The sequence below is a fragment of the Actinomycetospora sp. CA-101289 genome (assembly GCF_050955895.1).
In the GTDB taxonomy this organism is placed as follows: Bacteria; Actinomycetota; Actinomycetes; order Mycobacteriales; family Pseudonocardiaceae; genus Actinomycetospora.
The window spans coordinates 1,531,948-1,556,228 of sequence record NZ_CP192093.1; the positions used below are offsets into that span (position 1 = coordinate 1,531,948).

Here is a 24,281-nt window from a genome sequence, read left to right on the forward strand (position 1 = left end):
CCGTGCTGACCGCCCTGCGTCGCCGGCTCGAGCGCTTCCTGGCCGAGCGGGTCGGCCAGGTCCGGGTGCTGTGGCGCCGCTCGATGCAGCTGCGCGTGGTGCTCTCGACGCTGGCGATGTCGGTGGTGGTCGTCGCCGTGCTCGGCCTCGTGCTGCAGACCCAGATCGCCGACCGCCTGGTGCAGGGCAAGGAGCAGGCCGCCCTCATCCAGGCCGACATCTCCCGCCAGGCCCTCGAGCGCGACCTCGCCCGCGTCGACCCCGACCGCGACGGCGCCCAGGCCGTGCTCGACGACGTGCTCGACCGCCTGTCCACCAGCGGACAGGGCGGCGAGGTCCGCGGCAGCGACCCGGTCAGCGACGCGGGCGCCTTCGACGCGGTGCTCATCGCCGGCTCCGACACCGTGGGCGGCGGCGGGCCGGGCGCGCTGCCGACCGTGCCGGGCGGGGTGCCGGTGGAGGTCAGCGCCGGGCCGGCGGAGGTCATCCCGCCGCAGCTGCGCGCGCCCGTGCTGCAGGGCTTCCTGGCCACGAAGTACCTGACGCTCGCCTCGTCCACGCAGGCCGCGCCGGTGCCCACGCTGGTGGTCGGCCAGCCGGTGCGCACCGCCGGCCGCAACCTGCAGCTCTACCTGCTCTTCCCGCTCTCGGCCGAGCAGCGCACGCTCGCGCTGGTCCAGAGCACGCTGGTGCTGGCCGCGGGCGTGCTGCTCGTGCTGCTGGCCGGCATCTCGTCGGTGGTCACCCGCCAGGTCGTGCGGCCGGTGCGCCAGGCCGCCGACGTCGCGGAACGCTTCGCCGACGGCCACCTCGACGAACGCATGCCGGTGCACGGCGACGACGAGGTCGCGCGGCTCGCCGAGTCGTACAACGAGATGGCCGCGAGCATCCAGTCGCAGATCCGCCAGCTCGAGGAGTTCGGCGCGCTGCAGCGGCGCTTCACCTCCGACGTCAGCCACGAGCTGCGCACCCCGCTGACCACGGTGCGGATGGCGGCCGAGGTGCTGCACGCCCAGGTCGACCCCACCGACACCACGGCGTCGCGCGCGGCGCAGCTGCTCGTCGACCAGCTCGACCGGTTCGAGGGCCTGCTCGCCGACCTGCTCGAGATCAGCCGCCTCGACGCGGGCATGGCCGAGCTGGGCCTCGAGGAGGTGGACGTGGGCGCGCTGGTCCGGCGGGCCGCGGAGACCGTGCGCCCGCTCGTCGAGGACACCGGGACGCCGCTGCTGCTCGACCTGGGCGAGGACGGCGACGAGCCGGTCCTGGCCGAGATCGACCCGCGGCGCGTCGAGCGCATCCTGCGCAACCTGCTGGCCAACGCCATCGACCACGGCGAGGGGCGGCCGATCGAGGTGCGCCTCGCCGCCGACGAGGGCGCGCTGGCCGTGGTGGTGCGCGACCACGGCGTGGGCCTCAAGCCGGGCGAGGCGGGGCTCGTGTTCAACCGCTTCTGGCGGGCCGACCCGTCGCGCCAGCGCCGCAGCGGGGGCACCGGGCTCGGGCTCGCGATCAGCCTCGAGGACGCCCGCCTGCACGGCGGCTGGCTGCAGGCGTGGGGCGAGGTCGACCGCGGCGCGGTGTTCCGGCTGACGCTGCCGCTGCGCCACGGCGAGCGCCTGCGCACCAGCCCGCTGCCGCTGCTGCCGGTCGCCGCCACCCCGGCCGCCGCGGAGCCGGGGATCCACGACGCCGCGGCCACCGCGGGCACCGCGCTGCCCCCGATGGACCCCGAGCCCGACCCCGAGCCCGGGACGGCCGACGACGACGGGCTGCCGGCGCCCGCGCCCCCGCCGGGACCGGGCTCGAGCGTGGTCCGGTGACGCGCTCGGTGCGGCGGCGTGCGCTCGCCCTCCTGCCCCTGCTGCTCGTGCTGGCCCTCGGTGCCGGCTGCGCGTCGGTGCCGGGCTCGTCCGAGGTGACGGTGCTGCGGCGCGTGTACGACGCCGCGGAGCCGACCGTCCCGCCCGGCCCGGCGCGCGACGCGGGCCCGCTGGAGACCGTGCGCGGCTGGGTCCTCGCGTCCGGGGCGGCCGCCGAGCGCCACCAGGCCGCCCGCGCGTTCCTCACGCCCGGCGCGGCCGGGACCTGGGACGACGGCGCGCGCCCGACCGTCGTCTCCGACCAGGTCGACACCGTCTTCGTCGACCGGCCCGCCGGGGTCGGCCGCGCCGCCGTGCGCATCCGCGCCACCGCGCTGGGCGTCCTGAACTCCGAGGGCGTCTTCGAGGCCGATCCCCGACCGATCGAGTTCGAGGTGGACCTCACCGAGCAGAACGGCCAGTGGCGCATCGCCACCCTGCCCACCGGCACGATCGTGCGGCGCTCGGACCTGCGCGCGAACACCCGCCCGGTGCGCACGTGGTTCCTCGACCCGCAGCGCGGCGAGCCCGTCTCCGACCCGCGCTACCTTGCGACGAGCCCGTCGCGCAGCGTGCCGACGCGCACCCTGCAGTACCTGCTCGCCGGCCCGTCGGCGGCGCTCGCCGGGGCCGCGGTGAGCGCGCTGCCCGCCGGCACCGGCCTGCGCTCCGACGTGGGGCTCACGCCGGAGGGCACCGCGGTGGTGGACCTGACCGCCACCGGCCCGCTCGACGACGTCCGGCGCCGCGGGGTCGTCCTGCAGGTGTCGCTGACGCTCGCCGGCATCGGGGTGCCCCGCGTGCGGTTGCTGCTCGACGGCCAGCCCCTGTTCCCCGCGACGCCCGAGGTCGGCGTGGCCGAGGCGCTCGCGGGGTTGCCGCCCGAGATCGCGCGCCGTCCCGACCTGCCCGTCGACCCCGTCGTCGGCGGCCCCGCGGAGTCCCAGGTCCCGGTGCTCGTCGCCGACCAGGGGCGCCTGCGGCTGCTCTCGGGCGAGCCGGCGGGCGGCCCGGCCGGGCGGGGCACCTACCGCGCCGTGTGCGCGTCGGCGAGCCCCGGCGGCGACGTCGCGGTGGTGGCCGAGGACCAGCCCGCCGGCGCGCCGAGCGGCGAGCCGGCGCCGCCGCGGGCCCGGCTGCTCACCGGGCCGGCCGGCTCCGAGCTCGCGGCCAGCGGGATCGAGGGGCGCGCCCTCACGCGCCCGTCCTGGACCCCCGACGGGTCCGAGGTGTGGTCGGTGGTCGACGGCACCACGGTGGTGCGCGCGGGCCGGCAGGGGCAGAGCGGCCCGGTGCGGCCGCTGCCGGTCGACGCGTCCGGCCTGGCCGCGGTGGGGGTCAGCACCGCGCCGGGGGCGCCCGGCCCGCTGTCGGCGCTGCGCATCTCGCCGGACGGGTCGCGGGTCGCGCTCGTCGCCGGGGGCCGGGTGGTGGTGGCCGCGGTCGCCCGCGACGGCGCGGGCGGCGTCCGGCTGGGCTCGATCGCCGTGCTGCGCGCCGACTCGCTCGACCAGGTGCTCGACGTCGGCTGGACCCGCACCGACCAGCTCGTCGCCGTCGGCAACCGCGCCGACCGGCCGGTGACGCTCGTGTCGGTGGACGGGCTCGACCTCGAGTCGCTGTCGAGCACCAACCTGACCCCGCCGGTCACGGCCGTCGCCGCCCGTCCCGGCCGGCCCCTCGTCGTCGCCGACCAGAGCGGCACGTGGACCCTCCCGCTCGCCGGCGACGGCAGCGGCGGCTCCGGGGGCGACGTGTGGCAGGCGGTGCCCGGCTTCGGCCCCGCCACGGTGCCCGCCTACCCCGGATAGGGCTCGGGCATATCCGGGTTGGTCCGGACGCCGTCCCCATCGGCCGGATGCGTCCCCAGGGTCGGGACGAGGTGCTGGCCGGCGCGGGCGCCCGGTCGCGAGGCTGACCGGGTGCACCCGTCCCGGGCCCTGCTCGCCCTCGCCGACCTGCTGCTGCCCGCGCCCTGCGCCGGGTGCGGGCGGGACGGTGAGCGCTGGTGCGCGGGGTGCCGTGCCCGCTGGCGGGCGCCCGCGCTGCTCGAGCTGCCCGGGCTGCCGCCGGTGCTCGCGCTGGCGCCCTACGCCGGCAGCGCCCGGGCGGTGGTGCTCGCCTACAAGGAGCGCGGGCGCCGCGAGCTCGCCCGGCCGCTGGCCCGGGAGGTCGCGGGCGCCCTGCGCGCCGCCGCGGTCCCGCCCGCCGCGATCGTCCCCGCCCCCTCCCGGCCGGCCGCCGCGCGCGCCCGCGGCGGTGACCACGTGCTGCGCCTGGCCCGGGCGGTGGTGGCCGGCAGTGCCGACGGTGCCGACCCCGCCGACGGGGTGCCCTGCGTCTCCCGCGCGCTCGCGCTGGGCCGGCGCGCCGTCGACTCGGTCGGGCTCGACGCCGCGGCGCGCGCCGACAACCTCGCCCGGCACCTGCGCGTGCGCCCGCGCGGGCTGCCGCCGCCGGGGTGCGCGGTGGTGCTGCTCGACGACGTGCTGACCACCGGCGCGACGGCGCGGGCCGCCACCGCGCGGCTGGCCGCGGCGGGCCGGCCGGTGGACGTCGTCGTGGTGCTCACGCTCGCGGACCGCCGCGCGGCACGGTCACTCGTCCGGGTGGAGACGACTCTCGGCGCCCGACGTCACCCGGGCGGACGCCGCGACGTCGCGTGACCCGCCGACCGGGCGTCCGCGGTGCGCATCGGGCAGATCGGACCTTCCGCGGAGCGGCCGGTCGACACTACGGTGACGCACCACATCCTGACTCGGTGCACGACAGGAGGCGCGAACGTCGCAGTAGACGCGGTCGCCGTCCTGGCCGAGGGCACACCGACTCCTCCCCGGGCCGCGACCGCGTTTCGTCACCCCCGACCGGGAGGTCGCCAGTGGAGATCGTTCTCTGTGGACGCAACGTCGAGGTCCCGCAGCACTTCCGCGAGCACACGTCCGAGAAGCTCGCTCGCCTGGAGCGCTACGACCACAAGATCGTGCGGATGGAGGTCCAGCTCTCCCACGAGCCGAACCCACGCCGCAGCAAGAACTGCCAGCGCGTGGAGATCACCGGTCGCGGACGCGGCCCGGTCGTGCGCGGTGAGGGCTGCTCGGCGGACTTCTACTGTGCGCTGGACCAGGCCGTGGCCCGTCTCGAGGCCCGTCTGCGCCGCGCCCACGACCGCCGCCGTGTGAGCCACGGCCGGCGCGTACCGATCTCGGTGTCCCGCGCGCTGGGCGCGCTCACCGAGGTGGACGCGACGGGCGCGGTGACGGGGCTGCTCGAGCGCGACGACCAGGAGGCGGTCCACGAGATACCGGGGGGCTGGCCGGTCGACGTCCCGTCAGCCCGTCCGGCGGGCGACGACACGCCGACCGCGGGGAACGGCACCGGGAGCGACACCGGGACCACGGAGAACGGAGCGGCGGAGGACGGCCACCGGCCGGGGCAGATCGTGCGCCGCAAGGAGCACCACGCGGTGCCCATGACGGTGGACGACGCCCTGTCGCAGATGGAGCTCGTCGGCCACGACTTCTTCCTGTTCGCCGACGCCGCGTCCGGCCGGCCGAGCGTGGTCTACCGGCGCCACGGCTACGACTACGGCGTCATCGCCCTCGTCTGAGTCGCACCGGGCGGCCCTGAGCCGCTCTGAGCCGCACGCACCCGCCCGGGCCGCCCCCGGCCCGGGCGGGTGTGCGGGCGGCCCCCCCGTCGGGTGCACCCGCACGCGCGCGGAGGCTCCGCCGCCGCAGCACCTACCATGGGTGTCGGGCCCGTGCCGGCACGCGCCGGGGCGGCCCGTTCCCGTGGCGCCGATTGCACGAGCGAGGTCACCAGCGTGGTCCTGAACCGACTGCTGCGCGCCGGCGAGACGCGCACGGTCAAGCGCCTCGGCAAGATCGCGGACTACGTCGACACGTTCGCCGACGAGATCGCCGAGCTGACCGACGCCGAGCTGCAGGCCAAGACCGTGGAGTTCCGCGAGCGCTACGCCGACGGCGAGTCGCTGGACGACCTGCTGCCCGAGGCGTTCGCCGTGGTCCGCGAGGCCGCGTCCCGCACGCTGGGCCAGTTCCACTACCCGGTGCAGCTCATGGGCGGTGCTGCCCTGCACGAGGGCAACGTCGCCGAGATGCGCACCGGCGAGGGCAAGACCCTGGTCTCGACGTTGCCCGCGTACCTCAACGCGATCGCCGGCGAGGGCGTGCACGTCGTCACGGTCAACGACTACCTGGCGCAGCGCGACTCGCAGTGGATGGGCCGCGTGCACCGCTTCCTCGGGCTCGAGGTCGGCGCCATCTACTCGGGCATGCCGTCCGACCAGCGCCGCGCCGCGTACCGCGCCGACATCACCTACGGCACGAACAACGAGTTCGGCTTCGACTTCCTGCGCGACAACATGGCCTGGTCGAAGGCCGAGTGCGTGCAGCGCGGCCACGCCTTCGCGATCGTCGACGAGGTCGACTCGATCCTCATCGACGAGGCCCGCACGCCGCTGATCATCTCCGGGCCCGCCGAGCAGAGCGCCCGCTGGTACACCGAGTTCGCGCGCCTGGCCCCGAAGATGACGAAGGACGTCCACTACGAGGTCGACGAGCGCAAGAAGACGATCGGTGTCACCGAGGAGGGCGTGTCCTTCATCGAGGACCAGCTCGGTATCGAGAACCTCTACGAGGCGGCCAACACCCCGCTCGTCGGCTACCTGAACAACGCCGTCAAGGTCAAGGAGCTCTTCCTCCGCGACAAGGACTACATCGTCCGCGACGGCGAGGTCCTCATCGTCGACGAGTTCACCGGCCGCGTGCTGATGGGCCGGCGCTACAACGAGGGCCTGCACCAGGCGATCGAGGCCAAGGAAGGCGTCGAGATCAAGGCCGAGAACCAGACGCTGGCCACGATCACGCTGCAGAACTACTTCCGCCAGTACGAGAAGCTCTGCGGGATGACCGGTACCGCCCAGACCGAGGCGGCGGAGCTCTCGAAGACCTACAAGCTCGGTGTGGTCACCATCCCGACCAACCGCACGCCGCAGCGCCTCGACCAGCCCGACCTGGTCTACAAGACCGAGGCGGCGAAGTTCGAGGCCGTGGCCGACGACGTCGCCGAGCACTTCGAGCGCGGCCAGCCGGTGCTGATCGGCACCACGAGCGTCGAGCGCTCGGAGTACCTGGCCAAGCTGCTCACCCAGCGCGGCGTGGAGCACTCGGTGCTCAACGCCAAGTTCCACGAGCAGGAAGCCCAGATCATCGCCGAGGCCGGGCGGCGTGGGTCGGTCACCGTCGCCACCAACATGGCCGGTCGCGGCACCGACATCGTGCTCGGCGGCAACCCCGACTTCATCGCCGACCAGCGCCTGCGCGCCAAGGGCCTCGATCCCGTCGACTCCCGCGAGGAGTACGAGGCGGCGTGGGACGACACGCTCGCCGAGGTCAAGGACGAGGTCGAGCGAGAGGCCGAGGACGTCAAGGAGTCCGGCGGTCTCTACGTCCTGGGCACCGAGCGCCACGAGTCGCGGCGCATCGACAACCAGCTGCGCGGCCGCTCCGGCCGTCAGGGCGACCCGGGCGAGTCGCGCTTCTACCTGTCGCTGGGCGACGAGCTGATGCGGCGGTTCAACGGCGCCATGGTCGAGGCGATCATGACCCGCTTCAACCTGCCCGAGGACATGCCGATCGAGGCCAAGATGGTCTCGCGGGCGATCCGCAGCGCCCAGACCCAGGTCGAGCAGCAGAACTTCGAGGCCCGCAAGGACATCCTCGAGTACGACGAGGTGATGAACCAGCAGCGCACGGTGGTCTACGCCGAGCGCCGCCGGGTCCTCGAGGGCGAGAACCTCTCCGACCAGGTCCAGAACATGATCGTCGACGTGGTCACGGCCTATGTCGACGGCGCCACCTCCGAGGGCTACAGCGAGGACTGGGACCTCGAGAAGCTCTGGACCGGGCTGGGCCAGCTCTACCCCGTCGGCACCTCGTGGCAGGACCTGCTCGAGGAGCACGACGACATCGACCGCGACCTCCTCGTCGAGGTCCTCACCAACGACGCGCTCGACGCCTACGCGCGCCGCGAGGACGAGATCGACCGCATCGCCCCCGAGGGCGGCATGCGCGAGCTGGAGCGCCAGGTGGTCCTGTCGGTGCTCGACCGCAAGTGGCGCGAGCACCTCTACGAGATGGACTACCTCAAGCAGGGCATCGGGCTGCGTGCGATGGCCCAGCGCGATCCCAAGATCGAGTACAAGCGCGAGGGCTTCGAGATGTTCACCTCCATGATGGAGGGCATCCGCGAGGAGTCCGTCGCGTTCCTGTTCAACCTGACGATCCACGTCGAGGAGCAGGCGCCGGTCGACGCCGTGCCGGGGGCCAACCCGACCACGGACACCAGCGTCCAGGCGGCCATCACGCCGGACACGCCCGACCCGCGCACCGGCCAGACCCGCACCACCGCGGGCGCCGCGCCGCTGCCGATCGACCCGCGGATCGCCGCCGCGCCCACCGGCGCGATCCCGGTGCCGCAGCGCGCGCCCGGCACCCCGACCGTGCCGCCGACCGGGCCGGCGGCCCCGGCCGCACCCGCCACACCCCAGGCCCCGGCCGCTTCCGCCGCGCGCGGGGGCCGGAGCCGTCCGGGCCGCGGGCCCGGTGGGGGCACGCAGCGTCCGGGTGACCAGGGTCGCCGGGGCAACGGTCAGGGCAACGGGCAGGGCAACGGCCAGCGGGCGGGTGCCCACGCCGCGCCCGACAGCGGGCCGCCCACGGCCGCGGGGCCTGCGCTCTCGCAGCTCGGGCAGGAGGCCATGCCCAACGCCTTCCGGGGCGCCGGGCTGGGCGGCCAGCGCCCGCAGCAGCTCGACTACACGGGTCCCGACGAGGACGGCCACGCCTCCCGGCACGCGGCCGCGGGCGACCAGCCCGTGACGCGGGCGGCGCGCGCCAACCCGAACCAGGCCCGCCGCTCGGAGGCGCCCTCGCGCAACTCGCCCTGCCCGTGCGGGTCGGGGCGCAAGTACAAGCAGTGCCACGGGGCGCCGCCCCGGACGCCGGGCTGATCACCGACGCTCACCCCGGGCACAGCGCCACGAGGCGCCAGCGCCCGGGGTCGGCGGGTCCGTCGCCGTCGCGCTCGAGGCGGGCGGCGAGGGCGCGCACCCGGTCGCGGCCGTGCACCACGGCCGCGACCTCCACCGCGCGCCGGTCGACCGCGCACACCCGCAGCCCGCGCAGCCCCGCGCCGGGGGCGGCGCCGCGCGCGGACGCCGCGTCGGGCCGTCGCGCGCCCGGCCGCGGTGCCGCGCGGACCAGCGTCGCGAGCGCGGCGGGGGCGAGCAGCCCGTCGAGGTGCGCGGGCGGGCGGCGCCCGGCGAGCACGTCGGCCACCGCGGTGAGCAGGCGCGCCGCCACCGGGCGCAGGGCGGCGGCCACGCGGTCGAGCTCGTCCTGGGCCTGGCGGGTGCGGGCGTCGGCGCTCGGTGGCGGCGTGGGCCGTGGATGCCGGGGGAGCACGTCGGCCAGCGGGCGGACCCGCGGCACGGGCACGTCGCCGACGCGCCGGACGCGGGCGGGGGCGAGCGACGGGGCGGGCGGCACGACGACCACAGGGGTCCTCCCGGGCTGCGGGACGGGGCGCGCGCGGGCGCTCCGTCGGTGGCGGCGCCCGGGGGAGGACCGGGCTCGTGGCGACGCGCGCCACGGTAGGCGCGCCCGGCCGCCGGTGGGGTGCGTTCCGCGAGGCCGGCTCAGCCGCGGCGGCGGGCGAGCTCGAAGCAGGCGACGGTGGCCGCGCAGGCGGCGTTGAGCGACTCCACGCCCGCGGCCAGAGGGATGCTCAGCGAGCCGTGCAGCTCGGCGCGCACGTCGTCGGTGAGCCCGTCGGTCTCGCCGCCGACCACCAGGGCCACGCGCCCGGGCAGCTCGGCGGTGAACAGCGACGCGTCGCCCGCCCCGTCCAGCCCGTAGAGCACGAACCCGGCCTCGGCGAGGGCGGCGAGGCCGTCGGCGGCGGTGCGCGACCGCAGGACCGGGGCCTGGAACGCCACGCCCGCGGAGGCCTTGACCACGAGCGGGTCGATGGACGGCGCGCCGCGGCGCGGCAGGAGCACGCCCTCGAGCCCCGCCCCGGTGGCCGAGCGCAGGATCATGCCGACGTTGGCGGGGTTGGTCAGCCCGTCGAGCACGAGCACCCGCGCGTCGGCCGTCTCGGGCAGGTCGGCGAGGAAGTGCTCCAGCGGGCGCATGCGCGGGGCGACGACGTCGGCGAGCACGCCCTGGTCCTGGCGCCCGTTGCCGGCGAGCACCTTGACCCGCTGGGCCGAGGCCCGCTGCAGCTCGAGCCCGCGGGCCCGGGCGGCCTCGGTGAAGGTGCGCACGGCGCCGCGGTCGACGCCCTCGGCCAGCACCACCTTGTCGACCACCAGGCTCGGGTCGCCCAGCGCCTCGAGCACCGGCTTGCGCCCGTACACCGTGACGAAGGCGTCCTTCGGCGAGACGGGCCGGTCGGGGTCCGACGAGGTGGGTGAGGGCGTCATCACCTCCAGCCTGGCAGAGGTGCCGACCCCCGGCCGCCCGCCCGGCCCTGTGCGACGATCGCGCCCATGCCGGACCGCCTGTCGGCGCTGGATGCGTCCTTCCTCTACATGGACCAACCGACGACGCCGATGCACGTGGGGAGCGTGTCGATCTTCCGCAAGCCGCGCTCCGGCTTCGACTACGACGGCCTCGTCGACCTCATCTCCAGCCGCATCGGCCTGGTCCCGCGGTACCGCCAGAAGATCCGCGAGGTGCCCGGGCGCATGGCGCGGCCGGTGTGGATCGACGACGTCGACTTCGACGTCACCTACCACGTGCGCCGCTCCGCGCTGCCCTCGCCGGGCACCGACCGATCGCTCAACGACCTCGTCGCGCGCCTCATGTCGCGCTCGCTGGACCACACGCGGCCGCTGTGGGAGATGTACCTGGTCGACGGTCTGGCCGGGGGCCGGGTGGCGCTCGTGACCAAGACCCACCAGGCGATGGTCGACGGCGTCGCGTCGATCGACATCGGCCAGGTGGTGCTCGACGACACCTCGTCGGGGCGCCGCACCCCGGACGACACCTGGGTCGCGCGGCGCGAGCCCACGTCGTGGCGGCTGGTCTACGACGCGATGGGCGAGGCGGTCGCCCGCCCGGGCAACGCCGTCGAGGCCGCCCGCGACGCGGTGCGCGACGCCGCCGACACCGTCACCAAGGTCGCGGACGTGGCCGGCGGGCTGTTCTCCGCGGTGCGCGCGGCCGTGCGGCCGGCGCCGGTGAGCCCGCTCAACGTGCCGATCTCCACCCAGCGCCGGTTCGCGACGGCCCGCACCGACCTCGAGGACTACCGGGCCGTGCGCCGGGCGCACGGCGGGACGATCAACGACGTCGTGCTCGCCGTGGTGTCCGGCGCGCTGCGCAACTGGCTGCTCAGCCGCGGGGCGACGGTCTCGCCCACCACGACGATGCGCGCGATGGTGCCGCTGTCGGTGCGCGGCGACGCCGAGACCACGGGCTCGATCGCGGGCGCGGGGCTGCTGGGCAACCAGATCGCCTCGTTCCTCGTCGACCTGCCCGTCGGCGAGCCGAACCCCGTGCTGCGCATGCACCACGTGGCGCACGCGATGCGCGAGCACAAGGAGTCGGGGCAGTCGGTGGGGGCGAACGCGCTGGTGCGGGTGGGCGGGTTCGCGCCGCCGACGCTGCACGCGCTGGGGGCGCGGGCCGCCAACGGGTTCGCGCGCCGGCTGTTCAACCTCGTCGTGTCGAACGTCCCGGGCCCGCAGCACGCGCTGTACGCGGCGGGGGCGAAGCTGCTCGAGATGTACCCGGTGGTGCCGCTGGCGAAGGGGCAGTCCCTGGCGGTGGGGCTGACGTCGTACGACGGCGGTGTGTTCTACGGGTTCAACGCCGACCGTGACTCGATGTCCGACGTCGACGAGCTGGGCGAGCTCGTCACCGAGGCGCTGGCCGAGCTGGTGGCGACGGTGCCGAAGGGGTCGTGGCGGTGAACCGGGAGACGCAGCGGAGCGGAGCTCGACCATGAACTTCGGGCTGGTGCTCGGGACGGGTGGCTCGCTGGGCTACGCGTGGATGGTCGCCGCGCTGTCGACCTGGGAGCAGGCGACGGGGCGCGACGCGCGCGACGCCGAGGTGCTCGTGGGGACGTCCGCGGGCTCGGTGGTCGCCGCGGCGCTGGCCAGCGGGGTGCCGGTGTCGGAGATGCTCGAGAGCCTCCTGGACCCGCCCCCGCCGAAGCCGCGGCCCGCCGGCGCGCCCGCCTCGACGGCCCGGCGCGGGCTGCCCCCGGTGCCTCGCGTCGGCCCGGGCTCGCTGCGCCTGCTCCGCCGGATCGCGCGCCACCCCCGGCGCTACCCGCCGCTGGCGTTCGGCGCGGCGCTGCTGCCCACCGGCCGCGGCGACACCACCGGCCTGCACCGCTGGGCCACGAAGTGGGCCCGCGAGACGTGGCCCGAGCACCCCCAGGTGCGCATCGTCGCCATGGACTACGACAGTGGCGCCCGCGTGCCGTTCGGCCGTCCCGGCGCCCCGGCGGCGTCGATGGCCGAGGCGGCGACGGCGTCGTGCGCGGTGCCGGCCTGGTTCTCGCCGGTGCGCATCGGCGGGCGGCGCTACGTCGACGGCGGCGTCTGTTCGGCGACGTCGGCGGACCTCCTGCTCGACACCGACCTGCCCCGCGTCGACGAGGCCCTCGTGCTCGTGCCGCTGGCCCGGTCGGGCACGACGCCGCGGCCGTGGGCGGACCCCGTCGGCGCCACCGACGGCTGGCTGCGCGGGCTGATCGGCGGGCGCTCGAGCCTGGAGGTGCGGCGGCTGCGCGACGCCGGCATCGCGGTCACCGCGCACGCCCCGGGCGTCGAGGACCGGGCCGTCACCGGCTGGAACGTCATGGACCCCCGCAAGCAGGCCGAGGTCGCGCAGGTCGCCCTGCGGACGACGGCGGCGCGGTGGGCCGAGCTCGAGACAGGAGAGCGTTGAGGATCTACGTCCCGTCCACCGTGGCCGGTCTGCGCCGGCTGCTCGACAGCGAGCAGCTGCAGCCCCTCTCGGGCACGGCGTTCGCGCTGACCCCGCGGCTGCGGGAGTCGTACGCAGCGGGCGACGACGAGGAGCTCGAGTACGCCGCCATGACCGAGGCGGCGCGGGCCTCGCTGCGCCTGCTGTCGATCGAGCTCGCCGAGGATCCCGAGACCCCGATGCGCCGGGCCGTGGTCAGTGCGGACGTCGAGGACGTGACCCTGCGCCCCGACCTCGACGACGCCGTGGTGCGGGTGGCCGGCCCGATCCCGATGGCGCGGCTGGCCGCCGTCCACCTGGACCTCGCCGAGGCGGGCGACGCGGTGCGCGCGGCCGTGGCGGCCGTGGACGCCGCCGACCTGGGGGATCCCGACGCCGAGTTCGCCCTCGGGGAGGCCGAGGGCCACGAGCTCGCCTGGTACGGCGTGCAGGAGCTCCCGTTCGTGCTGGAGCTGATGTAGCCCCTGCGGGGGAGACCGGATCCGGGCCTGTCGAGGGATTCGCCGGGCGGGCACGCGTCCTACCGTCCTCGTCATGGCGGACGGGCGGTGGCGCGCGGTGGGCCGCCACGTCGGGGCCGGCCTCGGGCTGCTGCCGGCGTCGCTGGGCGAGCTGGGCCGGCTGGTGGGCGGCGAGCCGACGCAGGCGGTCCTCGTGGCGCGCCGGCACGCGCTGGGCGCGGGGTCGACGGCGTCCGGTGGTCGGGTGGGCGTCGCGCGGGTCGCGGTGCACGCGGTGCTCGGCCTTCTGCTCGGGGCCTTCTTCTGGTGGCTCGCAGCCATGGCGGTGATCGCGACGGCGCGGGGGCCGTTCTACGGGTTGGTCGACGCGGGGCCCCACCGCGACTCCTGGGGCGGACCGAGCCTGGCCGGGGCGTGGGCGGTGCACGCCGGGGTGTGGGTGCTCGTGGTGGCGGTCCTCGGCCTGCTCTGGTGGGGGCTCGTCACGCTGCACGCCCGCAGCACCGAGCACCTCCTGGGGGTCCGCCGGCGGGGGTGGGCCGTGCCGGTCGCGGTGCTGGTGGCGCTGGCATCGGCGGTGTTGGTGGTGTCGTGGGTGCAGCAGGTCTGAGCGAACGGCCCGTGGTTGTCGGGGGTGCTCGCTAGACTCGAACACGTGTTCGAGGATGGTTGGCAGGTGGTGCCGGCGGGGGTGGAGGAGCTCCCCGCCGGCGCCGCGCTGGCCGCCGTGCTGGAGGGGCTGGATCCGGCGCGGGTGTCGCCGTTCGACACGGTGCGCCTGGTGGCCGCGCAGCGCCGCCAGCTCGCCCACCAGCAGGCCGTGTTCCACGCGTGTGCGCGGGAGGCGGCGCTGGCGGATCCGGGCGCGCCGGGTGGGCGCGCGGATCGTGATGTGCCGGCGGCGGGGGATGAGCTGCGGGCGGTGCTGGCGGCGTCGCGTACCGCGGTGGCCCGGTTGTTGGATGTCGCGGACGGCGCGGCCCGGTATCCGCGGTTGGGGGAGCGGTGGCGGGCCGGGGGGATCGACGAGGCGCGGGTGGCGATCCTGGTGCGCTGGACCAGCGCGCTGTCGTCCGAGCACGCCGGGCAGGTGATCGACCGGTTGGTGGACGAGGCGGCGGGGCTGACCCCGTCGCGGTTGATCGACCGGGTGCAGGCGCTGGCTAAGGCCCTGGACCCGGGGTGGGCGGAGAAGCTGTACCGGCAGGCGCGGCGGCAGCGGCGGGTGCGGGCGCGGTGCACGGAGGCGGGCACGGTGAACCTCTCGGCGCTGGACCTGCCGCTGGCTGCCGGGGTGCGTTCGGTGCGGCGGGTCAACGCGTTGGCGGCGCGGGTGCAGGCGGCGGGGCATCCGGGGTTGATCGACACCATCCGCGCCGACGTGATCTGCGCGCTGCTGCACCCCCGCAGCGCCGGCGCCACCGACGCCGAGATCGTGGCTGCGGTCCTCGCCGCCGCCCACCCCGACGACCCCCAACCCCGCCGCACCCCCGACCCCGCCCAGGCACCACCCGACGACCCGACCCCACCCGACGAGCCCACGCTCGACGACCCGGCCCCGGCCGACGACCCGGGCTCGGCCGATGATCCGGCGCCAGCCGAGGACCCGGCGGCGGCGGACGACCCGGCGCCGACGGATGACCCGGCGGCGGGGGTGGGGCGGCGGTCGACGCGGCAGTCGCGGTTCGAGCTGCGGGTCGGGCTGGGCACGCTGCTCGAGCTCGACGACCGCCCCGCCCGGCTGCCCGGCTGGGGTGTCATCACCGCCGGGCTCGCCCGCGAGCTCGCCGCCGCCTACAGCGACGCGGAGTGGCGGGTCGCGGTCACCGACCACAGCGGCGCCCTGGTCGCCGCCCTGCTCACCCGCCACCGCCCCACCCACACCACCGCGAACCCACTCGAGCCGGCGATCCCGGGGGCGCCGCGCCCGGTGATCGAGCTCCACGTCACCGCAGCCCAGCTCGACCAGCTCCGCCCCACCGATCACCCCGCCTGGACACGGCTGCTCACCGACCTGCACCACCAACACCAGCTCTGGCGCACCGCCCGCACCGCTCGCACCAACGACGACGCCGACGACCACGGCTCGCGGGAGGCGTTGGCGCGGTTCCCGTCGGTGGCGTTGCGCCGCTGGATCACCATCCGCGACCGCTCGTGCGTGTTCCCGCCCTGCGGGGTCCCCGCGCTGGCCGCCGAGATCGACCACACCCGCCCCGTGGTCGAGCACGGCCTCACCGTGCCCGGGAACCTCGGGCCCGCGTGCGGGCACGACCACGACCTCAAGGACCAGGGCTGGACCCTGCACCAACCCCGACCGGGCTGGTTCACCTGGACCAGCCCCACCGGGCACACCTACCCCCGCCCACCCCAAGCCATCACCGACGCCCTGCCCGCCCCCCAACCACCGGCGGTCCCCTCCAGCACCGAACCCGACCGCTACGCCGACGACGGCCCCCTCTGGGACCGACCCCCGGCACCCCCGCCCCGACCACCACCCACACCCACCGACCAGGACCCCGACCCGCCGTTCTGACGATGACGCGCGCCCGGCGGCGTCGAGGACACTCGTGCTCCGCGAGCGACGAACTGCAGTCCGGTCGGGATTGCAAGGCGCGTACGCAGCGCGCCTCGATGGGGTGCGATCGGCGGGCCCGTCGCCGCAGCTGGCTCTGACGGCGCCGTGGTGGCGGACGTCCTCAGCATCAGGGTCTCGGTTGATCCAAGGAGGCTGTGGCCGAGGGTCCGGCCTCGGCGTCTGGATCGGGTGCCCCTTGGATGCGGCTCCCGAGTCCGGCGACCCAGCCGCCGACGGCTCGCCGGCCCTTCACCGCGGCCTTCGCGGCCACGATCTGCGCCTCGCGGGCCGCGTCGCGGATACCCGGAGTGCTCCCCGGCGCCCAGGAGTCGAGCTGCTGAGCTCGGGCGGCCGCGAACTCGTCGACCTGTGCGCGCAGATCGACCCCGGCGGCGGGGAGTCTGGAGCGGGCGACGAGCCGTACCCCGTCGAGAGCCGTGACACGGGTCAGCTGACCGATCGCCTCGCGCAGCGACCCGATGAGCTCACGATCGGCGTGCGCATTCTCCGCGAGCATGGCCTTCGCTGCCTCGGCCTCGGGGTAGAGAGACTCCGGTTCGACGGCACGGACCTCATCGAGCTTGAGCGAGCGCCACAGCAGCCGGCACTGCTCGGCGAGGACCAGCAGCTTGAGGCAACGACGAAGAGTGCCTTCCTTCGCGAGGCGGCGGGCAGCGTCGAGCCGATCACCGGTGTCGTCCTCGAGGGGGAGGTCGTCGATGACCCGGCGGAGGTAGGCGCGGAGCCGGTCGGCGGACTGCTGGGCGGTCACCTCGTGGGTAGCGATCGACTCCCAGGTGGTCCGCGAGATCGTCCCGGTCTTGTCCACCTGTGCCCGGGCGTTGGCGAGCACTCGGTAGAGGCCGGCAAGGTTGCCGATCTCGGTGGTCTCCGCGATGCGCTTGAGGTCGTCGACGTTCTTCGCGACGTCCTCGACGGCGTCGGCCACCGACTGGATTGCCATCTGCAGCGCAGCCATGGCGACGAGGACCTCGGGCTGTGTCGCGAGTGCGGCCTTCCTGGGGTCGACGGCCCGGTTGGCGACGATCTTGCCTGTCTTGAGGCTCTTCGTGATCTCCCGGAACTCGGTCGTGAAGCGGTCCGGCGCGGCATCGGTGGTGAGGCCCTTCCACCGCTGAGCGCTGAGCTCGACATAGCGCTTGGCCACCCCGCCGGGGTCCGCCCGCACCAGGGTGCCGACACCGGCGGCGAGGGAAGCGTATGACGTCAGGTCGAGTTCCCTCTCGGGCTTCAGCTCGAGGATGTACTTGTCGACAGCGGACGGATCGCCTGCCAGCAGGACACGACCGTCCTCGGCGTACGCGACCACCTCGCCACCGTCGGCCGGCCCGTCGCTCGAGGTCTCCTCGTCTGGCACCGACGATTCCCCCTTCGCGGTCCTCGGGCGCACCCGTGACCCACTGTTGCCGTTAGTATGCGCAGTGTGTCAGGGGCCCGACGGGCGCGGGCTCGACGGGGAGACTCCGGCGCCCGGGACGCGGGGAGAGCGCTCCGGCCCGACGAGCCGTGAGGCCCGGCGCTCAGAGGTCCCGCACCCAGGTCCCGAGCCGCCGGGCCACGGCGTACAGCTCGTCGATCTCGGCGTCGTCGAGGACGGCGGGCAGGGCGGTGATCAGCCGCGGCAGGCTCGCGGGCGTCGCGACCAGGACGCCGCGCGGGTGCTGCCCGCCGGGCGCCGGCGCCACGGACGCGGCGATGACCGCCAGCGCCGCGGTGACCGGAGGCGCCTCGTCGTCGCCGATGCCCCGGGCCGCGGCGAGGAGCCGGCCGGCGCGCTCGGCCTCGGCGCGGGCGCGCGGCACGTGGTCGGTCGGGCGCCGGTCGACGGTGAGCTGATCGCCGTCGAAGCGCACCGCCCACCCGGGGTGGTGCTCGGTGTTGACGGTGACCACGCCCGGCGGCCCGAGCAGGACGTGGTCGATGTCGCCCCGCCCGGTGCCCACCGGGACCGAGTGCAGGACGCGCCACGGCGGGCGCCGCCGGGTGAGGCGGGCCAGCACGTTCGGCTCGGTCAGGCCCCGCAGCGCCTCGGCGAGCCGGACCTCCTCCGGTACCGGCGGCGGACCGGAGTCGTCCGCGACCGGCTCCGGTGCGGGCTCGACCTCCGTCCCGTCGGCCCGTATCCCCTCCGCCGGTGTGCTCGGCCCCGGCAACCACCTGGCGAGCTCCGGCATCCCTGGCTGCGGGGCGTACCAGCGCTTCGCCCGCCAGTCCCACCGCGCGCCGGCGGCCTTGGCCTCGTCCTTCTCCCCGAACGGCACGTCCAGCCACGGCTGCTGCTCCCGCGCCATCACGACCCCCTCGCGGGACCTCCCGGACGCCCCGCCCGGGGCAGCGTCGCACGCCCGACCGACACGGGGGGCGCTCCGGGAGAGGGCCTCAGCCGTCCGGATTCGCCGGCATCCCCTTGCGCCACGCGGTGTACGACTGCATCCGCCCGGCGCGCGGGCGGAAGAGCCAGCGCCACGGGTGCACCACGGCGGGCTCGAGCGCGGCGGCGCGGCGCCGGTAGCCCGGCACCGGCGCGAACGTCACGGCCAGGCGCCGCCCGGCCAGCTCGTCGGGCACCCGGCCGCGACGGATCTCCACGGGGCGCCGGGTCGCGAGGTCGGCCAGGGTCTCGGTGAGGAACACCAGCCGCTTGCCCGACAGCATCAGCCGGCGCAGCAGCGGCTCGTCGAAGCAGAACACCGCGGGCACGTCGGGGTGCGCCGCGAGCGCGGGGTCGGCGTCGCCCAGCGACTCCGCGGTCAACCACACCGCCTCGACGTCGCCGTCGCCGGACGCCACGGTGGTCGCCTCCGGGCCGCCCGTCACCGACGGGTCGGGGTCGGCGCGCAGCAGGTCCGAGGCCGCCACGCGCGTCGTGCGCTGCTCGTCGGGCCACCCCTGCACCGGGCACGCGTCGTGGAGCACGCAGCGCCGGCACAGGCCCGGGGCACGCTTCTCGACCTGCCACCGCGAGAACCCGTAGGCCTTGCCGTTGCCCGCGCCGGTCGTCCACTGCCAGTTGAGGCGGTTCGCGGCACGGGAGCCGTCGAGGAGGTGGGTGAAGAACTCCTCCTCGCCGTCGCGCCAGCGCGCGCCCGCGCGCACCGTCCACTGGCTCGCCAGCCACATGCGCGTCTGGTTCACCAGCCAGCCGTCGGTGTGCAGCTCGCCGACGGTGGTGTCCATGCACTCCATGTCCCGCGGCCACGGCTCGTCCCAGACCACGGGCGGGCGCGGGGGCTCGGCGCGCAGCACCTCGCGCAGCGCCGGCTCGCCGTCGCGGCCGAACCGCGCGTAGAGGTGGCGCGTGAACTCCTGCCAGGCCAGCTCGTCGCGGTACTTGCGGCGGTCGTCGGACGGGGCGTCGGCGACGTGGTCCCACAGCGTGGGCAGGTCGACGAGGTTGTAGCGGATGTACGGCGACATCTTCGACGCCCCGCGCCGCTCGGGCGGCCACACCTCGTTGCGCCGTCCCGCGTAGCCGGTGACGTCGAGGGACGCGAGCGCCGCATCGGCAGCGGTCTGCCCGCCCCGGATCGCCTCGGACGCCGCCGCGGTGTCGCAGGTGAGGTCGGCGAGGTGCTCACGCACGAAGGCGACCGCGGCGGCCGGACCGGGCGCGGGGACGGGGAGCTGCACCCTCCTGCGTACCCGCCGGTGGGCGATCATGCGCGTCATGACCGCCGACATCGCGCATCTCCTGGCGGCCGCCCGCGCCGACGGCCGGCGCCGGGTCCTCGGCGTCGCCGGCGGGCCGGGCGCGGGCAAGTCGACGGTGGCCGCGTCGCTGGCCGGCCCCGAGGTCGCCGTGGTGGGGATGGACGGCTGGCACCTCGCGAACTCGGTGCTCGACCGCCTCGGGCGCCGCGACCGCAAGGGCGCCCCGGACACCTTCGACGCCGCCGGCTACGTCGCCTTCCTCGCGCGGGCCCGGTCGCGGGAGGCCACGGTGTGGGCGCCGGAGTTCCGCCGCGAGATCGAGGAGCCGATCGCGGGCGCCCTCGAGGTGCCGCCGACGGCGCTGGTGCTCGTCACCGAGGGCAACTACCTGCTGCTCGCCGAGCCGCCGTGGGACGGGATCCGGGCGCTGCTCGACGAGGCGTGGTTCCTCGAGCCGGACGACGACGTCCGCCGCGCCCGGCTCGTCGCGCGCCACGAGCGCCACGGCCGCAGCCACGCCGAGGCCGTGGCCCGCGCCGACGGCAGCGACGCCGTCAACGCGCGGATGATCGCGGCGACGGCGCACCGTGCTGATGTCGTGCACCGGGAGAGGAGCTGACGGTGCGTCACGTCATCGGTCGGCATCACCCGCTCGGCGGAGCGGAAACCGTGAGATGGCGACGTTCGGTGGTTCCTCGTTCCGCGCCGGGGCTCGCATCCTGGGTGACCCACGGCACAGAAAGGGAGGCGGGGAGATGACCGACACGACGCTCGAGCAGCAGGCCCGGGACGGGCTCGAGGCCTTCAACCGCGCGGACTGGGAGGCCCTGCGCGCCACGATGACCCCCGATTCGGTCTACGAGGAGACGGCCACCGGCCGGTCGCTGCACGGCCCCGACAGCATCCTCGGCGCCCTGCAGGACTGGCGCACCGGCGTCCCGGACGTCACCGGCGAGATCCAGCGGGTGGTCACCGACGGCGACACGGCCGTCCTCGAGGTCGTCTGGCGCGGCACGCAGTCCGGCCCGCTGTCCGCCGGCGCGGGCACGCTCCCGGCCACCGGCCGCTCGTTCACCATGTGGTCCACGATGTGGCAGACGTGGCGCGACGGGAAGCTCGTGGCCAACCGCCACCACCAGGACATCCACGGCATGCTGGTCCAGCTCGGCGCGGTGCCCGCGCCCGCGTGACGGCCGTCAGCCCGGCGACCGCCCGGAGCGGGACGGGGACCGGGCCCGGTCGTGCTCCTGCTGCCAGGTGGCCAGGAGCGTCCCGTAGCGCTCGAGCACGGCGGCCCGCAGATCCGGGTCGGACCGCGGCACCGGCTCGATGAAGATCTGGTCGAGGTCGGTGAAGCGCTCGCGCAGCTCGTCGTCGAGGCGCACGCAGGCGCGCTCGAGGTCGGCCGCCGTCAGGTCGTCGACGAAGTCGACCCGCGCGCACAGCAGCACGCTGTCGGTCCCGGTGAGCATCGACTGCAGGTCGACCACGGTGTCGACCTCGGGGGCGTCCGCGAGGTGGTCGAACACCGCGTGCATCACCCGCGGTTCCGCCGAGCGCCCGATGAGCAGGTTCTTGTTCGTGCGCCCCAGCGCGTAGGCGACGAAGCCCAGCAGCACGCCGATCATGACCGAGGCGATGCCGTCCCACACCGACGACCCGGTCAGCTGGTGCAGGCCCACACCGGCCAGCGCGAACAGCAGGCCCACCAGCGCGGCGGTGTCCTCGAACAGCACGCTCTTGACCGTCGGGTCGTCGGAGAGCCGCAGATAGCTCCGCAGCGAGAGGCGCAGCTCGCGCTTCTCGCGCCACACCTGCCGCACGGCCTGCTGCCACGACGTGCCCTCGATCAGCGCCGACAGCCCGAGCACCGCGTAGGCCACCCACGCGTACTGCTCCTCGGCGGGGTCGCGCGGGTGCTCGACGATCGTCGCGATGCCCTCGTAGATCGAGTAGGCCGCGCCGGTGACGAACACCGACACCGCGGCGATCATCGCCCAGAAGAAGCGCTCCTTGCCGTAGCCGAAGGGGTGGCGCCGGTCGGCCCGCCGCCCCGAGCGGCGCAGGGCGGTGAACAGGAAGACCTCGGTGGTCGTGTCGGCCACGGAGTGCGCGGCCTCGGCGAGCATCGCCGATGACCCGGTGAGCAGGCCCGCGACCAGCTTGAGCACCCCGACCAGCGCGTTCGCCGCGAGCGCCAGCACGACGGTGAGCGTCGACTCGCCGCCCCCGGAGCCCTCACCGGAGCTCCCGTCCTCGTCCTCGTCCGCCACCCTCCCGTGCTACCCGGCCGCCCGGGCGTCTACGTCAGGTCTCCCACGCCGGGATGCGCAGCGCGGTGAGCACGCGGCGCAGCGCCTCCAGCCGCCCCTCCGGGAGCCGCCCGGCGGCGACCTCGGCGTCCAGGGCGCACTCCGGGTCCGCGGGCGGTCCGAGGTGCGAGCACCCGCGGGGGCAGTCCTCGATCGCCGTGGCCAGGTCGCCGAACGCGGCCACCACGTCGTCGGGGGCGATGTGGGCGAGGCCGAACGAGCGGATGCCCGGCGTGTCGATCACCCAGCCCCGGTGGTCGGGCAGCGCGAGGGCCACCGCCGAGGTCGACGTGTGCCGCCCCTTGCCGACGCCCGACACGACGCCCACCGCGCGGTCGGCGTCCGGCACCAGCTGGTTGACCAGCGTCGACTTGCCGACGCCGGAGTGCCCGACGAGCGCGGTGACCCGCCCGTCGACGACCGGGCGGACCTGCTCCGGGTCCCCGGCGCGCGTGACGACCACAGGCAGGTCAAGTTCCGCGTACTGCGCGGCGAACGGCTCCGGGTCGGCGAGGTCGGCCTTCGTCAGGCACAGCACCGGCGTCAGCCCGCCCGCGTAGGCCGCGACCAGCGCGCGGTCGACGAACCCGGTGCGGGGGAGCGGGTCGGCGAGCGAGGTGACGATGATCAGGTGCGAGGCGTTGGCGACGACGACCCGCTCGTAGGGGTCGGTGTCGTCGGCGGTGCGGCGCAGGACGCTCGCGCGCTCGGACACCCGCACGATGCGTGCCAGCGCGTCCTCGCCGCCGGAGACGTCCCCGACCAGACCCACGCGGTCGCCGACGACGACGGGCGTGCGCCCGAGCTCGCGGGCGCGCATGGCGGTGACCCGGAGGTCGGGGTCCGCGTCCGGCGCGCAGGTCCACCGCCCGCGGTCGACGCCGACGACCATGCCCTCGGTCGCGTCGGCGTGGTCGGGGCGGCGCTTGCTGCGCGGGCGCGTGCCCCGGCCCGGGCGCACCCGGACGTCGGACTCGTCGAGCCGCGACGTCTCGCCGCGCCCGCCGCCCCGTGACCCGCTCGGCACCGCCCGCCCCCTCAGGCCCCGACCGGCGCCGTGACGAGCGCGGGCCAGTCGTCGGCGAAGTCGGGGAGGGTCTTGGTGGTGGCGGCGACGTCGTCGATCGCGACACCGGGCACCACGAGCCCGACGATCGCGCCGGCGGTGGCCATGCGGTGGTCGGCGTACGCCCGCCACGGCCGGGTGGGCGCACCCAGCGGCCCCGGCGCGATCTCCAGGCCGTCGTCGGTCTCGGTGACGCGCGCCCCGACCGTGACCAGCTCGGCGGCCAGGGCGGCGAGCCGGTCGGTCTCGTGGCCCCGGATGTGCCCGACCCCGCGCAGCCGCGAGCGCGCCCCGTCGCGCGCGGCGAGGGCGGCCAGCGCGGCGACGGTGGGGGTGAGCTCGCTGACCTCGGTGAGGTCGACGTCGACGCCCGCGAGCCGGTCGGGGCCGCGGACGGTGAGGCCGTCGGCGTTCAGTTCGACGTGCGCGCCGAAGGCCTCGAGCACGCGGAGCACGGTGCGCCCGGGCTGCAGGTCGGTCGCGGGCCAGCCCGCCACCGTGACCTCGCCGCCCGTGGCGACCGCCGCGGCGAGGTACACCGCGGCGCCGGAGAGGTCCGGTTCCACGTCGAGCACCCCGGGCGCCCGGACGGGGCCGGGGGCGACGTGCCAGCGGTCGGTGCCCTCGTCGACGGTGACCCCCGCCGCGCGCAGCATCGCCACGGTCATCGCGACGTGCGGCAGCGACGGCACCCCGCGCTCGCCGGCGTGGGCGACGGTGACGCCGCGGGCGTAGCGGGCGCCCGAGAGCAGCAGCCCGGACACGAACTGGCTCGAGGCCGACGCGTCGACGGTCACCTCGCCGCCCGCCGGGTGCGGCCCGCCCGCGACGGTCAGCGGCAGCGCCTCCCCGGTGACGTCGACGCCGAGACCGCGCAGGCCGGCGACGATGCCGTCCATCGGGCGCTCGCGGGCGCGGGGGTCGCCGTCGAGGACGACGGGGCCGTCGGCGAGGGCCGCCAGCGGCGGCACGAAGCGCATGACGGTGCCCGCGAGCCCGCAGTCGACGTGCCCGCCGTGGAAGGTCTCCGGGGCGGTGATGGCCAGGTCGACGGTGCCGGCGCGCCCGTCGGACGTCGTCACCGTCGCCCCGAGCGCGGCCAGCGCCCCGGCCATCAGCGTAGTGTCGCGCGAGCGCGCGGCCCCGCGGACGTGGCGCGTGCGCCCGTCGGCGCCCAGCGCGGCGAGGACCAGCGCCCGGTTGGTCACCGACTTCGACCCGGGCACCGACACCGTGCCGCGGACCGGTCCGTGCGCCACCGGTGCGCTCCACGCCTGCTCCATGACCCCCATCCTCTCGCGAG

At 75.9% G+C, this 24,281-nt stretch carries 20 protein-coding genes; 12 read left to right on the forward strand and 8 right to left on the reverse strand.

What is annotated here, in order from left to right; all coding sequences use genetic code 11:
• The first annotated feature begins 2 nt into the window (after window positions 1-2).
• The 5 genes from mtrB to secA all read left to right on the forward strand — a co-directional run bounded on the left by mtrB (window position 3) and on the right by secA (window position 8,895).
• Window positions 3-1,823 (forward strand): MtrAB system histidine kinase MtrB, encoded by a 1,821-nt coding sequence (gene mtrB, locus ACQPX6_RS07650; RefSeq protein ID WP_433786626.1) that lies wholly within the window; start codon window positions 3-5, stop codon window positions 1,821-1,823.
• The gene (locus ACQPX6_RS07655; RefSeq protein WP_433786627.1) at window positions 1,820-3,673 is read left to right on the forward strand and encodes an LpqB family beta-propeller domain-containing protein; all 1,854 of its coding nucleotides are present in this window, start codon (window positions 1,820-1,822) and stop codon (window positions 3,671-3,673) included. The genes mtrB and ACQPX6_RS07655 overlap by 4 nt, the downstream gene beginning before the upstream one ends.
• Window positions 3,674-3,784: 111 nt before the next feature.
• Window positions 3,785-4,528, forward strand: coding sequence for a ComF family protein (locus ACQPX6_RS07660; RefSeq protein ID WP_433786629.1), 744 nt, complete (start codon window positions 3,785-3,787; stop codon window positions 4,526-4,528).
• A 212-nt stretch (window positions 4,529-4,740) separates the two neighbouring features.
• The gene (gene hpf / locus ACQPX6_RS07665; RefSeq protein WP_433786631.1) at window positions 4,741-5,469 is read left to right on the forward strand and encodes a ribosome hibernation-promoting factor, HPF/YfiA family; all 729 of its coding nucleotides are present in this window, start codon (window positions 4,741-4,743) and stop codon (window positions 5,467-5,469) included.
• 216 nt (window positions 5,470-5,685) lie between these two features.
• Window positions 5,686-8,895: a preprotein translocase subunit SecA gene (gene secA / locus ACQPX6_RS07670; protein ID WP_433786633.1), complete on the forward strand. Its 3,210-nt coding sequence runs from the start codon at window positions 5,686-5,688 to the stop codon at window positions 8,893-8,895.
• A 10-nt stretch (window positions 8,896-8,905) separates the two neighbouring features.
• Here the strand turns inward: secA and ACQPX6_RS07675 are convergent, their stop codons facing one another.
• Both ACQPX6_RS07675 and ACQPX6_RS07680 read right to left on the reverse strand, forming a co-directional pair.
• Window positions 8,906-9,442 (reverse strand): Rv3235 family protein, encoded by a 537-nt coding sequence (locus ACQPX6_RS07675; protein ID WP_433786634.1) that lies wholly within the window; start codon window positions 9,440-9,442, stop codon window positions 8,906-8,908.
• Between the two features lie 140 nt (window positions 9,443-9,582).
• Window positions 9,583-10,371, reverse strand: a complete 789-nt coding sequence (locus ACQPX6_RS07680; protein WP_433786635.1) for a TrmH family RNA methyltransferase — start codon at window positions 10,369-10,371, stop codon at window positions 9,583-9,585.
• A gap of 66 nt (window positions 10,372-10,437) precedes the next feature.
• On the opposite strand from ACQPX6_RS07680, the gene ACQPX6_RS07685 reads away from it, so the two are divergent.
• The 5 genes from ACQPX6_RS07685 to ACQPX6_RS07705 all read left to right on the forward strand — a co-directional run bounded on the left by ACQPX6_RS07685 (window position 10,438) and on the right by ACQPX6_RS07705 (window position 15,886).
• Window positions 10,438-11,865, forward strand: coding sequence for a WS/DGAT/MGAT family O-acyltransferase (locus ACQPX6_RS07685; RefSeq protein ID WP_433786636.1), 1,428 nt, complete (start codon window positions 10,438-10,440; stop codon window positions 11,863-11,865).
• A gap of 31 nt (window positions 11,866-11,896) precedes the next feature.
• Window positions 11,897-12,853, forward strand: a complete 957-nt coding sequence (locus tag ACQPX6_RS07690) for a patatin-like phospholipase family protein (RefSeq protein ID WP_433786638.1) — start codon at window positions 11,897-11,899, stop codon at window positions 12,851-12,853.
• Window positions 12,850-13,353, forward strand: coding sequence for a DUF6912 family protein (locus ACQPX6_RS07695; protein WP_433786639.1), 504 nt, complete (start codon window positions 12,850-12,852; stop codon window positions 13,351-13,353). The genes ACQPX6_RS07690 and ACQPX6_RS07695 overlap by 4 nt, the downstream gene beginning before the upstream one ends.
• A gap of 73 nt (window positions 13,354-13,426) precedes the next feature.
• Window positions 13,427-13,963, forward strand: coding sequence for a hypothetical protein (locus ACQPX6_RS07700; protein ID WP_433786641.1), 537 nt, complete (start codon window positions 13,427-13,429; stop codon window positions 13,961-13,963).
• Between the two features lie 45 nt (window positions 13,964-14,008).
• Complete coding sequence (locus ACQPX6_RS07705; RefSeq protein ID WP_433786642.1) at window positions 14,009-15,886, forward strand: hypothetical protein; 1,878 nt, start codon at window positions 14,009-14,011, stop codon at window positions 15,884-15,886.
• A 169-nt stretch (window positions 15,887-16,055) separates the two neighbouring features.
• Here ACQPX6_RS07705 and ACQPX6_RS07710 read toward each other — a convergent pair whose 3' ends face one another.
• From ACQPX6_RS07710 to ACQPX6_RS07720, 3 genes are all read right to left on the reverse strand, one after another.
• A complete protein-coding gene (locus tag ACQPX6_RS07710) occupies window positions 16,056-17,306 on the reverse strand; it encodes a hypothetical protein (RefSeq protein WP_433786645.1) in 1,251 nt (416 codons plus the stop codon).
• Window positions 17,307-17,469: 163 nt separating this feature from the next.
• Complete coding sequence (locus ACQPX6_RS07715; RefSeq protein ID WP_433786646.1) at window positions 17,470-18,240, reverse strand: DUF5710 domain-containing protein; 771 nt, start codon at window positions 18,238-18,240, stop codon at window positions 17,470-17,472.
• Window positions 18,241-18,328: 88 nt separating this feature from the next.
• Window positions 18,329-19,630 (reverse strand): FAD-binding domain-containing protein, encoded by a 1,302-nt coding sequence (locus tag ACQPX6_RS07720; protein WP_433786648.1) that lies wholly within the window; start codon window positions 19,628-19,630, stop codon window positions 18,329-18,331.
• On the opposite strand from ACQPX6_RS07720, the gene ACQPX6_RS07725 reads away from it, so the two are divergent.
• Complete coding sequence (locus ACQPX6_RS07725) at window positions 19,617-20,219, forward strand: nucleoside/nucleotide kinase family protein (protein WP_433786649.1); 603 nt, start codon at window positions 19,617-19,619, stop codon at window positions 20,217-20,219. The two genes, ACQPX6_RS07720 and ACQPX6_RS07725, sit on opposite strands and share 14 nt — an antisense overlap.
• Before the next feature lie 136 nt (window positions 20,220-20,355).
• Window positions 20,356-20,790 (forward strand): ester cyclase, encoded by a 435-nt coding sequence (locus ACQPX6_RS07730; protein ID WP_433786650.1) that lies wholly within the window; start codon window positions 20,356-20,358, stop codon window positions 20,788-20,790.
• Between the two features lie 6 nt (window positions 20,791-20,796).
• On the opposite strand, the gene ACQPX6_RS07735 is transcribed toward ACQPX6_RS07730, so the two are convergent.
• From ACQPX6_RS07735 to aroA, 3 genes are read right to left on the reverse strand one after another with little or no spacing between them, the layout of a single operon-like run.
• Window positions 20,797-21,873, reverse strand: a complete 1,077-nt coding sequence (locus ACQPX6_RS07735) for a cation diffusion facilitator family transporter (protein WP_433786652.1) — start codon at window positions 21,871-21,873, stop codon at window positions 20,797-20,799.
• 34 nt (window positions 21,874-21,907) lie between these two features.
• Window positions 21,908-22,939, reverse strand: a complete 1,032-nt coding sequence (gene rsgA / locus ACQPX6_RS07740) for a ribosome small subunit-dependent GTPase A (protein WP_433786653.1) — start codon at window positions 22,937-22,939, stop codon at window positions 21,908-21,910.
• Between the two features lie 11 nt (window positions 22,940-22,950).
• A complete protein-coding gene (gene aroA / locus ACQPX6_RS07745) occupies window positions 22,951-24,261 on the reverse strand; it encodes a 3-phosphoshikimate 1-carboxyvinyltransferase (protein ID WP_433786654.1) in 1,311 nt (436 codons plus the stop codon).
• Window positions 24,262-24,281 lie beyond the last annotated feature (20 nt).